The organism is Shewanella sp. M16 (assembly GCF_018224605.1).
Classification (GTDB): domain Bacteria; phylum Pseudomonadota; class Gammaproteobacteria; order Enterobacterales; family Shewanellaceae; genus Shewanella; species Shewanella oncorhynchi.
On record NZ_JAGTUL010000023.1, the window covers coordinates 1 to 13,567 of the forward strand.

The 13,567-nt window shown below is 43.1% G+C and carries 12 protein-coding genes; 3 read left to right on the forward strand and 9 right to left on the reverse strand.

The genetic code is table 11. The features are described from left to right. Positions 1-484: 484 nt before the first annotated feature. The gene (locus KFE26_RS15330) at positions 485-1,990 is read left to right on the forward strand and encodes a peptide MFS transporter (protein ID WP_028761163.1); all 1,506 of its coding nucleotides are present in this window, start codon (positions 485-487) and stop codon (positions 1,988-1,990) included. Between the two features lie 114 nt (positions 1,991-2,104). On the opposite strand, the gene KFE26_RS15335 is transcribed toward KFE26_RS15330, so the two are convergent. Together KFE26_RS15335 and KFE26_RS15340 are read right to left on the reverse strand one after the other, a co-directional pair. Next, complete coding sequence (locus tag KFE26_RS15335; RefSeq protein WP_212600922.1) at positions 2,105-3,208, reverse strand: response regulator; 1,104 nt, start codon at positions 3,206-3,208, stop codon at positions 2,105-2,107. Between the two features lie 121 nt (positions 3,209-3,329). Further along, positions 3,330-4,115: a VacJ family lipoprotein gene (locus KFE26_RS15340; RefSeq protein ID WP_028761165.1), complete on the reverse strand. Its 786-nt coding sequence runs from the start codon at positions 4,113-4,115 to the stop codon at positions 3,330-3,332. A 219-nt stretch (positions 4,116-4,334) separates the two neighbouring features. Here KFE26_RS15340 and KFE26_RS15345 point away from each other — a divergent pair, with 219 nt between their 5' ends. Both KFE26_RS15345 and KFE26_RS15350 read left to right on the forward strand, forming a co-directional pair. Then, positions 4,335-6,242 carry a hypothetical protein gene (locus KFE26_RS15345; protein ID WP_212600923.1) on the forward strand — a complete coding sequence of 636 codons (1,908 nt, stop codon included), beginning with the start codon at positions 4,335-4,337 and terminating at the stop codon, positions 6,240-6,242. A gap of 61 nt (positions 6,243-6,303) precedes the next feature. Next, the gene (locus KFE26_RS15350; RefSeq protein WP_028761167.1) at positions 6,304-6,612 is read left to right on the forward strand and encodes an EscU/YscU/HrcU family type III secretion system export apparatus switch protein; all 309 of its coding nucleotides are present in this window, start codon (positions 6,304-6,306) and stop codon (positions 6,610-6,612) included. 53 nt (positions 6,613-6,665) lie between these two features. Here the strand turns inward: KFE26_RS15350 and KFE26_RS15355 are convergent, their stop codons facing one another. From KFE26_RS15355 to KFE26_RS15385, 7 genes are all read right to left on the reverse strand, one after another. Continuing rightward, a complete protein-coding gene (locus KFE26_RS15355) occupies positions 6,666-7,064 on the reverse strand; it encodes a DUF2802 domain-containing protein (protein ID WP_028761168.1) in 399 nt (132 codons plus the stop codon). 230 nt (positions 7,065-7,294) lie between these two features. Then, positions 7,295-7,789, reverse strand: coding sequence for a chemotaxis protein CheW (locus tag KFE26_RS15360; RefSeq protein ID WP_006082380.1), 495 nt, complete (start codon positions 7,787-7,789; stop codon positions 7,295-7,297). 7 nt (positions 7,790-7,796) lie between these two features. After that, positions 7,797-8,792, reverse strand: coding sequence for a chemotaxis protein CheW (locus tag KFE26_RS15365; RefSeq protein WP_212600924.1), 996 nt, complete (start codon positions 8,790-8,792; stop codon positions 7,797-7,799). Next, entirely contained in the window at positions 8,776-9,567 is a 792-nt protein-coding gene (locus KFE26_RS15370; protein ID WP_028761170.1) for a ParA family protein, read from the reverse strand. The genes KFE26_RS15365 and KFE26_RS15370 overlap by 17 nt, the downstream gene beginning before the upstream one ends. Before the next feature lie 71 nt (positions 9,568-9,638). After that, complete coding sequence (locus KFE26_RS15375; protein ID WP_212600960.1) at positions 9,639-10,160, reverse strand: membrane anchored protein in chemotaxis locus; 522 nt, start codon at positions 10,158-10,160, stop codon at positions 9,639-9,641. A gap of 13 nt (positions 10,161-10,173) precedes the next feature. Continuing rightward, the gene (locus tag KFE26_RS15380; protein ID WP_212600925.1) at positions 10,174-11,301 is read right to left on the reverse strand and encodes a chemotaxis response regulator protein-glutamate methylesterase; all 1,128 of its coding nucleotides are present in this window, start codon (positions 11,299-11,301) and stop codon (positions 10,174-10,176) included. Between the two features lie 20 nt (positions 11,302-11,321). Next, entirely contained in the window at positions 11,322-13,559 is a 2,238-nt protein-coding gene (locus KFE26_RS15385; RefSeq protein ID WP_212600926.1) for a chemotaxis protein CheA, read from the reverse strand. Positions 13,560-13,567: the final 8 nt, after the last annotated feature.

Consider the following 13,567-nt stretch of genomic DNA (forward strand, 5'->3'; position numbering starts at 1 on the left):
TGTGCTTTTCATTAAATGAAATAGCTTTTCCCAGCGTGCATCGGTTAGCATAAGTCTTGGCATGGCTTGAGGTTATGGTTACTTTTGGCGAAGCAAATTATAACGTCTTGCCATGCTGTCTAAAAATCACTCTCGAAAGATCAACAGACCCTAATTCATAATTAAAATCACAACACTATACTGCTGATAATGTCACCACTTAGCTTACCAAAATTGACTTTGGTTGCTTTTAAGGGGTATATAAGGTGGGATTTTAGCGAAAATACTCATTTTACTGCTAAACACATTACTTTTATTATAAAAACGTAACAATAACCCATACGTAACTAGCGGTTATTCAACAATTAATGAATGCTATAGCGCGAATTAATGGTTGATAAAAACCTGCGGGCGATATTGGGACGAGCAACAACCATTTTTCTGTGGTGACATCATCCTGTTTCAGGGGCCCACAGGCAATCACGAGCTTAAGGTGGAAGACTTCATGAGCGTAGCAAAACCACAAGGAACGATGCTTGGGCATCCCAAGGGATTGTTCCTGCTGTTTACAACAGAACTTTGGGAACGATTTAGTTATTATGCAATGCGTGCCATTTTGGTACTGTATTTAGTTGATCAGGTGGGTAAACAAGGCGGTGGCGGCTTAGGATTTAGCCAAGCTGACGCTTTATCCTTGTATGGTACTTTTACTGCGTTAGTGTATTTAACGCCGCTGATTGGTGGTTGGTTAGCTGATAATTTTCTGGGTCAGCGCAAAGCCATTTATTTTGGTGGTGCGTTAATGGCGGCTGGCCAATTTATGCTAGCTGCGCCTCATGCTTGGTTTCCTGGTATTGAAACGACCATTTTTTATATCGGTTTAGGTACCCTCATTCTGGGTAATGGTTTGTTTAAGCCGAACATTTCCACTATGGTGGGCGATCTCTACGAGGAAGGTGATCACCGTCGCGATGGTGCATTTACTATTTTCTATATGGGAATCAATTTAGGTGCGGCATTATCCGGCTTTATTGTTGCTTGGGCTTATACTAGCTTTGGCCACACTGAAATGGTTAATGGCCAAGAGGTTTTTGTTAATAACTGGCAGGCAGGTTTCTTCTGTGCTGGTATTGGTATGCTGCTGTCGCTGGTGATTCAATTTTTATTTGCTCAAAAACTGTTAGGTAATATTGGCACCGTGCCTGCGGCCAAGCTAGAACGTGAACGCCAGGCTAAGCTAGGCAATACCCGTAAAGAACCACTTACTAAAATTGAGCGTGATCGTCTCAAGGTGATTATGGTGCTGGGTTTGTTCACTATTATTTTCTGGGCGGGGTTTGAACAAGCGGGCGGGTTAATGAACTTATTTACCAATGAGTTTACTGACCGTTACATAGGTACTTGGGAAGTGCCCACGACTTATTTCCAATCGCTAAACGCTATTTTTATTGTGTTATTTGCCCCTGTAATTGCTTCTATCTGGATCCGTTTAGGTAAAAATGAACCTAACTCGCCAGTGAAATTTGCCTTAGGTTTGTTCTTATTGGCGATTGGCTTCTTGTTCATGATTGGCGCTGTGGTTGAGATGGGTAGCGATCCTACTGCTAAATCAAGCATGTGGTGGTTAGTGGGTGCTTATTTCTTCCATACTATGGGTGAATTATGTTTGTCACCTATTGGCTTGTCTATGGTGACTAAGCTTGCTCCACTGCGCATAGCCTCTTTGATGATGGGCGCTTGGTTCTTGTTTATTGCGATGGCGAACAAGGTTGCTGGGGTCGTAGGCTCTTTGATTGGTCACGGTGGTGGCAAAGAGGAACAACTTGCTAATGCTATGTCAATTTTTGCCGGTATTGCGATTACAGCTGCTCTATCTGGCGTGATCCTGTATTTTATGGCTGACAAATTAGTCGATTGGATGCATGGCGCAGAAACCAAGCATCATACTGAAGCCGAAGCCTTAGAAAGTGAAATTGCAGTGACGGCTGAACATGAAGCGATAAAACGTTAATAATCCTGTTCGACTGTTTTTTACTGTTAAAACAAAACGCCTTACTCGCAAGAGTAAGGCGTTTTTGTTAAGTCAGCTATTCGATACTCAATTTTGCCAAAGCGTCTAAAAAAACTAAAGGCTTAACTGTAGAAAACCACCTGCGGGTAGCGTTGCATCATAGACTAAGCCCTTAAACTTGTTATCAAGTAAAGCTTGTTTATGCTCAGGCTCACTTGTCGCAATACATAACTGTTCTTGCGGTAAAATACTGCGGAACTGAATGCTCGGTTTACCCCAATCTAACACGCCAAGCTGAAGACTCTCAGACAGTGCTAACGGGCTTAATCCCTCGTCATTACGCAGATAACAACGCAGCCCCTTACCCGCCTGTGCAATAGCAGCACGGTACTTAGTTAGCTCAATGGCAACATAAATCATATCGGCTTTGATATCGAGACCGGATTTCACTAAACGCTCGTTCAAATAGCTCATCATGTTAAAAGGCTCAATAATGCTTTGACTCTGACCATTCCTAAAATCTTTAAGCTTTTGATTAACAAAACTTCTCAGCAGAACGCAGGCAAACGCAGCTCGATTATCCTCTGGGTACAAATGGGCCATGTACATAATCAGGTAATCACTACCTACCATAGTTGAATCAATGAAATAACTGCTTATATCGCTATTTTTATAAAGGCTATAGTCAACCTTGGCTGCCGGATAACTAATATTTGAAGCGGGAAAGAGTTGTTGCTGAACTTGTTTTGCCGCAGCAACACTTTGCTCAAGCAATGCTAGATTATCACTTAATTCTTGGTGGGATAGCGCGTCAAAATCTGAGGCTTGAGTATCATCAATGTAGGAACTATGAAGGCTTTGTTTAATGGCTTGTTCAATAATAAATAAATCAGATACTGGCTTAACGAGATAATCACTTGCGCCAATGCGTAAGGCTTCAACGACGTCAGCCATGACATTATTACCCGAGATCACGATAGAAGGCACTAAAGGTGCTAACCTTGTCATTTCCTTAAGCATATCGAGCCCACCGAGCTTAGGCATACTCAAGTCTGCAAGAACAATATCGAAGCGCTGCGATTTAAAAACTGACAATCCTTGTTCACCATCACAGGCTTGTGTGACTTGCGCACCTCTGCTATCGAGAAAGCTTGCAACAATCTGCCTAAACACGGGGTCATCTTCAACTAAAAGAACCGCAACACCATTTAACGCCATAAAGGTTCCCGAATAAAGTTCATCGCATAGCCATTACTCAAGTGAATATGCCAATAACAAAATTTAACAAGGCTAGCATTTGATGACTAAAGACAAATGCTGTCAAGTACGGCCAATAGGGTTACTCAAGCTCCTGCATATACTGATCGAGCAACTCATCATCATCTTGCTTTTGAGGGACATTACCATCATAGACTTTATAGTCCATGTGCTGTAAATATGCATCTTTGACAAAGGCATAGGGATCGAGTGCATTATCAACAAGTCGCTCTTGATCGATTGCTGATGCTCTAGAATGAAGGTTTTTAAGTCCCCATTTAACAATGGATTGCCACATTGTTAACTCAGACAATGGGAAGTATAGACCATCAACCCAATCAGACGCGAGTTCTCGCACAACATAAGGACCCGCAAATGGCGCCATGAAGTAAGGTCCATTAGGCACCCCATAATAACCCAGCACTTCATTAAACTCATCTTGCTTGCGGCTCATACCCATCATGTCAGCGACATCAATGACACCTAATAAGCCGACAGTAGAATTGATTGTAAAGCGTCCACCAGCATTAGCTGCCCAGCCCCACTTACCCTGCAGCACGTTGTTTACTAAGCTGCTAGGTTCCTCTAAATTCTGCACAAAGTTATTGATACCTGTTTTAGCAGGCGTAGGAATATAATCGTTATAACCATGGGCTACAGGACGATATAAATATCTATCTAGGTAGAGATAGTTGAAGTCCCACATAGCTCGGTTAAAGCCTTCGAACGGATCGCGGGGATCATCATAGGTAATTTGTACCTTAGCAGGTGTTTCCTGCTGAATGGTATCTGATAGGGATACTTCAGCCGATTGCACTTTAGGCAACAGCATTAACCCCAAAGATAATCCCATCCATTTTAACTTCATATCGCTCTCTTAATATAAATGTACAGTTTAGACATCAAATTTTCGCTAAAGTGACAATACAAAAATGACGATATAAAGATAATTCGTCTTAGTGGCATACTATCCAGTATGACAGTTCCTTTGTCACAAGGCGCATAAGCATACTTGGCAAAAAAAATTGGTCAATTGTTAATTTTACTAAACGAATGTATCGCAGGATAAACTATATAAGGTCATTAAATGGAGTCGATTCCACTTGTCAGCAGTCAAAATTCGCAGTTACACACTGCGATGGCCCACACTGATGCCCTCAATGCTACTCCACGCCCTATTCCGGCTCAGGTGCAAACATCACCTGAGGGAGATAGTATTATTCTAAACGGTACAGAATATAATTTAAAGCTAGTTAATGCTCAACAGCGGCAAATATTGTTGACTGCTAATAGCTTTTTAGTCACGCCCAATGCGCAGAACAGCTCAACTCCAACTACGATAGTGCAAAACTCCACTAGCCAACTACTTGCGTTAGCTACACCTCTCGTACTGAAAATTCCTGAGGCAGTGATCAATCTGGCACAACAAAATGGCATATCTCAGACGCAGCTTTCAGCGCTCGCGGCTCGCACACAGGGCTATCCATTACCCAACGTCACTATAGTTAACAAGGAGTTTCAATTTGCTAATGGTACCGTTGTAGCACAAGATCCTGGACCCCAGCTTAATCAAGGTGAATTCATCGCGAAAATAGCCTTTCAACAGGGGCGCCCTATTTTATTACTCACCCCAATACAGAGCAAACTCGAAATCATGATTGGAGCGCCAGTAAATGAAACTCAGGTTCCCACAAATAAACCATCTTCTGATCTTGTGATCGCGAAAATTGAACCAGCCCAGATCATTGCCTCCTTTCTAAAAAAACTCGAAAATATCAACTTTCTACCTGAGCCCACAAAACAAATTGTCACGGCTAAAGTCGGTATTATGCAGCTTCAAAATAAAGTAGATGTTCCATCATCGCCTAATGCGACTGGCTCACAGAATATCTCTAACGCGCAAGTCATAACGCCAACAACTAAAGACCTAGGTCAGATCAGCACCCAAAACTCAGCCCTTGAAAATCGGCTTGTGGGTCAATCACCAACATCACAAATGGGTGAAAACGTAAATAGCAAAAACGGGTTGTCTCAAGGCTCAAAAACATCACAAGAAATCCTAAGTGTGAGTCCTACAGACATAAACAAACTTAATAATATTTTAGGATCCAGTAGCCAAAAGACTGAACAACAAGACAATGATGCTAAGACTGACACTTCGATAAAAGTGGCTGATGTCTTACAAAAAGCGTTCAATAAAGCGGGGGCACTTCCTATTGAGTTATCTCGTTCTAATAGCAGCTCGAATTTAGCATCTGAGTTATTGAAACACCTACCGCATTTAGGGCTGCCACCACTGAGCCAATTAAATGATATCGATGAACTCAAAGCCAATATTCTCGGTCTAGCGAGTCTAAATCTTGCTACGCCTCAATCAAATCAAGCCTCAATGCTCATGAATGGGAGTGCAATAACCTCACTTTTTCAGCTGCTACTTGGCTTTAAAGCCAATAACAATTCGAATTCCGTGAGCAAAAAGCTTGCCGACTACCTTGAACAGTTACAAGCTAAAGTGGGCTTCTCCACTAAACTTCTTGGGCAACTGAGCAAAGCAGGAGGCCTTGATAGCATGGGACTATTAGCCTCTAACCTGCATTTATACCAACAGGCAAGTAATGAGAGCACTGGCAATTTGGTGTGGTTCTTCGCCCTGCCCTATGGCATTAACCAACGACAGGAGCAACTGGAAGGGAAATTTGAGCAAGAAGCCGATCCTGATGACCCAGATAAAAAAATGGGATGGCGTTTACAACTGAAGTTTAATCTAGCACAAGGACCCCTGTTGATTTCAGCCCAAAACCACAATCAACAATTAGATATCCAGTTTAAAGGCAATAGTCAGATACTACTTAATAAGGTTAATAACTTTTTAACGCCCTTAAGCCAAAAACTATCACAACTGGGTTTTACGCCTGGAGAACTATCAACTCAAATAGCGCAAGTACCAGCAACCTTATTACCTGGTGATCATTTCCTCGTAAAGACAAAAGCTTAATGAGTTACAATGTTCCAACACTAATATTGAGTTCATTATACAAAACATTGGAAATAACGATATGAGCGAAGAGAGTGAACCTAAACAAGCTGTCGCACTGAGCTACGATGGCCGTAACGCTCCTAAAATAGTCGCGACTGGTGAAGGGCTTATCGCAGAAGAAATTATTGCCTTAGCTAAGGCTAACGGCGTTTATATCCATCAAGATCCCCATCTGAGCCATTTTTTGCAATTGCTAGAGTTAGGAGAGGAAATTCCCAAGGAGCTTTACCTGCTTATCGCCGAACTGATTGCATTTGTGTATATGCTCGACGGTAAATTTCCTGAGCAATGGAATAATATGCATAAAAAAATTGTCGAGAAGGCATAAAATAAAAAAGCTAATTCAGAAAAATTAGCTTTTAGTGTTCAATTGGCTAACGATTACTTACGATGCAGACGGATCAACAGCTCGGCTTCAGCTTTAGGTAATTCGCATTCCTTAATCAATTCGTCGACGCCAGCACCAAGCGCGACCATCTTCATGGCTCGAGTATAAAGTTTTGCCTGTGGATCCTGTTGAGTCGTCTCTTCAATCCGTTCAGACTGTTGCAGTATGCGTTTTTCTAATTCAATAACACGACGGCCTACACCGATTGTGCCACTGCGTAATTCTTGCAATTCGCGTTTAAAAGACTCTCGCTGCCGATCGCCCTCTTTAACTAACACAGTCAATGCCTCAACTTTGCTTCTTAATTTACTCAATTGCTTTTGTAAAAAGAGTACTAACCCTAAGCATGCGATGACATAGACTAACGCTGCGATCAAAAATTCATCGCCCATCAAAAATCCTTATACTCACTCAAAGCCATAGATTAGGAGCTGGCTTACAATTGAGTTATCTATTCCAAAGTGCTCACTTAACGTCACCAATATAATTGGCCATTGTTCAAGCTATAATAAAAAGACTTCGTCTATCCATAAATCGTAAATACTCAACATCATCGATTTATTCGCAAATAAACAAAATGGCTGAATGAATTCTAATCATTCAGCCTTATCACACTCATTGATTAGATCTGAGTCAACTCAGCCCATTCTTCATCGGACAATAATTTGTCGAGATCAACTAAGATAAGTAATTCATTGTCGCGATTGCTCACGCCTTGAATAAACTTAGCACTCTCTTCCGTTCCAACATTAGGCGCATTGTCAATTTCAGAGCGGCGCAAATAAACCACTTCTGCAACGCTATCAACTAAGATACCAATGACCTGCTTTTCAGCTTCGATGATCACGATTCGGGTTGAATCATCAACTTCAGCAGACTGTAATCCAAAACGTGAGCGGGTATCAATTACAGTGACGACATTACCACGTAAGTTAATGATCCCTAGTACATAATAGGGGGCACCAGGTACAGGAGCAATTTCAGTATAACGCAGCACTTCCTGCACTTGCATTACGTTGATACCGTAAGTTTCATGGTCCAACTTAAAGGTAACCCATTGTAATACTGCATCATCTTTACTTGCAGCGACTGCTGCTACATTTCTTGTATCTTTCATGTTTACCTCAACCAATTGAGTCCTGACAACCTAAACCCGCATTAAGCATTTCAACTAAGGCTTGTACGTGCAAAATGCCACACATCTGTTCTTTCACTACACCCGCTAACCAAGGGCGTTTACCCGCTTGACTACGCCAGTTGACTTGCGATTTATTAATTTTTACCGCATTGACCAAGGACTCACAAGTCAATCCCCAGTTACTGCCTTCTAATAATACAAGATATTGATAATTTACCGATTGCGCCAGTTTATCTGTGTATTTTTCTGGCATAACCCACGCACATGTATCAACAATGTTCAATTGCTCCTCCCTATGCGTCTGTACACCAAGAAACCATGCGGGTCGACCAAAGATGTGGTTTATCCGCTCAACTTTTACTATTCCGCCTAAACTCACCAAAGGCACAGCCAATGTCAGCCCTGCTACTTTAAAGAATAGTACCTGAAACTCATCATCGAGCACTTCTTGCAAATCTTTTGTCACACTAGGAGGCGTAATGCCGACTTGTGTTTCTGGCACAACCACTGGCTCAACGATTTCATCAACAACGGTTTCATTAACAACAGGCTGAGCTTGTGGTACTTCCACCACAACAGGTTGAACATCAACAGGTGGCGCTATATCTACTGAAGGTAGTATCGGTTCTAACCTTGCAGTCTTTAGTACTGGCGCTAGTAATTTCTCTAACGCTTGCTTATTCACTTGAGCTACAACCTGGCTTACCGGAGCAACAAACTCATGTTGTCTTGGCGCCGCTTTTGGCTGCAACTGCGCAGTAGGCGTTATGGCCTTCTCTACATTCTGCGGTGCAGCAGTGCGACCATTTTCAGCCAAAATTGCCGCATCGAGCAATGCAGCCTCCGTTTGATTAACGGCAACATTTTGATTTGAGTCTGCTTTTACAATGCTTTGAGGGGAAACAATCTGGTTTGGACTGTCGTCTTCCTGCAGCAATAATGCGAAAAAATCAAAAACAGTTTCATCAACCGATTTTGACATGGCCAAACTCCCCAACTAATAAGAAATCTAATAATCTTTCATAGGCTTTAACGCCGCGGCAACCACTCGCATAATGCGATGCTGGTAAATGTGCCAAACTGGCATCTCTAAACTTAGTGTCTACTGGAATAACGTCTTTCCACAAAGTATCACTGTATTCGGCACCAAGAACTTGCAAAGCCGCAGGTGATGCTTTAGTGCGTTTATCGTACATGGTAGGCACAACAGTGTAACTGTAGCGCGTCTTCTTAGATCGGCCCATTAACTCCATTGTTTTAATCATCCGCTCTAGCCCTTTAATGGCAAGAAACTCCGTCTGCACAGGAATAATGATATGCTGACTTGCCGCAAGCGCATTGACCATTAATACCCCGAGTACGGGTGGGCAATCAACGATAGCAACATCATAATCATCAGCAACCAGTGCTAATAAATTACGTAATACTAATCCCATTCCTTCTTGATGACCTAAGGCTCTGTCCAAGGTAGCCAATGCCATAGTTGCAGGTAATAAATCCAAACCATCGACTAAGGTTGGCACTACATGGGATAAAACGAGTTCCTTAGAAAGGTTTTTATGGGCAAGAAAAACATCAAACAACGAGCCTGGAACCTCTTCAGAATCAATACCTAAGTAATAACCTAACGAAGCATGTGGATCGGTATCTATCATAAGAACACGCTTACCACGCTTAGCTAATGTTCCCGCTAAACTCGCTACCGTCGTGGTTTTACCTACGCCACCTTTTTGATTCGCTATGGTCCAGACTTTCAAGAAGTGACCCCTACCTATACTGGTTAATATGCTAATGAACTAGAAAATTGTGAGTTCACAAGTTCTAAAAATTACTGCTCTTTTCTGGTCGTGACTCGAATGCCGCCATTGGGCAAACTAATCACTTTGACACCATCGGCATTCTCAGATATCACCACGGGCAGCATCTCTGCATTTTGGGGGGCAATTGTCTGAGAAACAGCTTTAACCTCTTTTTCTGGCGCTTGAAGCTGTTTAGGAATAGAGGATTCCAGATTAGTTTTTTCCTTCGCCGTATCTATTTCAGTATCTGGTTCGCCCAGCAAAGGCGGAATGCTATTTTGTACCGGCTCAGGACCAATCGCTACAGCCTTCTGCTCACCAGGAGCCGCTAATTGCAACATTGCTTTAGTCTGATCGGGATGAGACGCTAACCAAGTTGCAATGGCCTCAGCCTGTTCGTCAGGTACCATTAACAGCACCTGAGTCGATTCCAAACGTTTTACATCCGCCTGCAGCAAACTATTCTTACGCTTGTAATCAAGGCTTAAGGCACCAAGAACCAAAATGGCTATGCCCATCAACAAGATGATGAGCACACTATTTGTGCTCATCGGATATTGGTTTTTAGACACGAACAGACTCTTTTAAAATACATTCGGCCATGTTGTCTAAGGCTATCGACTGGGTGGCAATCCCAGCACTCGCAACGGCTTGTGGCATACCATAAACCACACAACTGGCTTCATCTTGCGCCCAAATGGTTGCGCCTACAGCTTTCAACATCCGCGCGCCTTCTCTGCCATCCGCCCCCATGCCAGTTAATACAACAGCAAGCACATCACCACTAAAGGCTTTAGAAGCAGAAGCAAAGGTGATATCCACACAGGGCTTATAATTCATATCAGCACTGCCTGCGATAACTTTTAATCGGCCACTTGCTCCAGTACGTTCAACCATCATTTGCATACCACCCGGCGCTAAATATGCACAACCCGGTTTAAGCAGATCGCCATTAGCGGCCTCTTTCACTTCAATCTTACATAAGCCATTTAAACGACTCGCAAATGCAGGGGTAAAAGCTGCTGGCATATGCTGAATTAATAGAATTGGGTGCGGATAGTTTGCAGGAAACTGCGTGAGTATTTTTTGCAGCGCAACCGGACCACCAGTAGATGTACCGATCAGCAATAATTTATACTGCTTACCACTTGCACGAATCGTCGTTGCCGTTGACGTTCTAACAGGAGCTGCGACAGGCGTATGAGCCGATATACTCGTTGTACCTAAAACGCTACCTGTTGGACGCACACTAGGTGTTGGCGCAACCACAGGACGTGCAATCGGACGAAACATTCTGCGTCGTCCCAATGCCTTAACTCTTTGTTGCAACAATAAAATAGCGTCATCTTTGTTGGTCGCAATATCTTCAAAACGTTTAGGTAGAAAATCTAATGCACCAGCATCTAAAGCGTCTAACGTTGCTTTAGCGCCATCATGGGTTAAAGAAGAAAACATCAAGATCGGAGTCGGACACTTAGCCATGATTTCACGAACAGCAGTAATACCATCCATGACAGGCATCTCAATATCCATAGTGATAACTTGGGGATTAAGCTCAGCAGCCAACTTCACCGCTTCGGCCCCATTTGAGGCCGTCGCGATAACTTCCAGTTCAGGATCTTGATTGACTATTTCACTAACACGTCGTCTGAAAAAACTTGAGTCATCAACGACTAATACTTTAATGGCCATTCCATTCCTTAGCTTGGAAACTAATTCTTACTTTTCGCATAATGCTTTAGCAATCCAGGAACATCTAAGATCAGTGCAATACCACCATCCGATGTAATTGTCGCACCAGCCATCCCAGGTGTGCCATGTAACATAGCGCCAAGAGGTTTAATAACGACCTCTTCTTGTCCTATTAAGGCATCCACTACAAAACCAATTTGCATCATGCCTAATTGCACGATAACCACATGACCATGCTTTTTATCGCCATGTTTAAAGGTGGTTTTGTTTCTATGTAGCCAGTGTTCCAAATAGAACAAAGGTACGGCCTTATTACGCACTATGACAGTCAGTTGCCCATCAACAATATTGGTTTTTGTGAGATCGAGATGGAAAATCTCATTCACGCTAGATAGAGGTAATGCAAACACTTGTTTAGCGACATCGACCATTAAGGTAGGCATAATCGCCAGTGTTAACGGTACTTTAATCTCAAGTATCGTTCCCTTACCTTTCATGGAATCAATATGTACAGTGCCATTCAGCTGGGTGATACGAGTTTTTACCACGTCCATCCCAACACCACGGCCTGAAATATCTGAAATCTCAACTTTAGTTGAAAAACCTGGTGCAAAAATCAAATTGTAGGCTTCGCTGTCTGTCATTCGCGAAGCAGAATCTTCATCGAGCACACCACGGTTTATGGCGATTTTTTTGAGTTTTTCAGGATCCATGCCTGCGCCATCGTCTTCGATTTTCAGCAGTATATGGTCGCCTTCCTGACTTGCAGATAAGGTAATCGTTCCCGTTCTTGGCTTACCACTGGCTTCACGCTCGTTTGGCATCTCTATACCATGGTCCACAGAGTTACGCACTAAGTGGACGAGCGGATCGGCAAGCGCTTCAACGAGGTTTTTATCTAAGTCAGTTTCTTCACCGACCATGATCAAATCAATTTCTTTGTTTAGTGTACGAGCAAGATCACGTACCACCCGAGGGAAACGACCAAACACTTTCTTGATCGGTTGCATACGGGTTTTCATCACAGCGCCTTGCAAATCGGCAGTAACGAGATCTAAGTTCGCGAGAGCTTTCGACATCTCCTCATCATCACGGCTGATGCCTAAGCTCACCAATCGATTTCGAACTAACACTAACTCACCCACCATATTCATGATCTGGTCGAGTCGTGCGGTATCTACACGTACTGTTGTTTCACCCTGAGGCACATTCGCAGAGCTAGCCTTAGCAGGTGCTTTATCGACAACCGCAATTTCCACCTTAGGTTTTGCAGCAACGACTGGAGCAGGAGCTGGTACTGCGGCTTTAACTGGCGCAGGAACATGTGGTGCAGCAGACGAAACAGGGGGCGTAGGCGATTTTACTTCAGCTTTAGCTGGTGCTCCGCCTTTCCCATGGAGTTCATCGAGTAATCGCTCAAACTCATCATCGGTAATTTCATCAGCATCTACAATCGGTTGAGGCGCAGGTGTTGCCACAACCTTAGGCTTAACAGGCACTTCAGCCTCAGCTTTAAATTTACCTGAGCCATGAAGTTCATCCAGTAACGCCTCGAACTCATCATCAGTGATGTCATCACCTGATGTTGAAGGTGTTTTAATTGGTGCAGCAGGCTTTGCAGCAACTGGTTCAGATACAAATGTGGTAGCAGCGACCGCAGGTCCCTTTCCTGAACCATGAAGCGCATCCAATAAAGCTTCAAATTCAGCATCATTGATATCATCGATACTTGAAGACGTATTTTCAATGGAAGATGAGTTATCACTTATATCAGCAGGGATTTCTTGAAGGGTAGAAGTATCAATAATGACTTCAACAACAGGTTCTGGCTCTGCAACCTTGGCGGAAGCGACTTCAGATGGCAAAGGTGCACCTGAACTGAGCATTTTAAGTCTCGCTAGCAAACCTGAATCGGCGGGGTCTTGTTGCTCGCCCTGTTGGGTTTGCGCAAACATGGTATTAATTGCATCAACAGCCTGCAAAATAATATCCATCAACTCTGCGTTAACGCTACGCTTGCCTGTGCGCAATAAATCGAAGGTATTCTCAGCCTCATGACAAACATCAACCATGGGAGTTAAGCTAAGAAAGCCAGCACCACCTTTAACGGTATGAAAACCTCGGAAAATGGCGTTCAGCAAGTTAGTATCATCAGGATTATTTTCAAGCGCAACGAGTTGCTCTTGCAGAAGCTCTAAAATTTCACCGGCTTCGATTAAAAAGTCCTGGAGTATCTCTTCATCTACATCAAAGGCCATCAAATTGA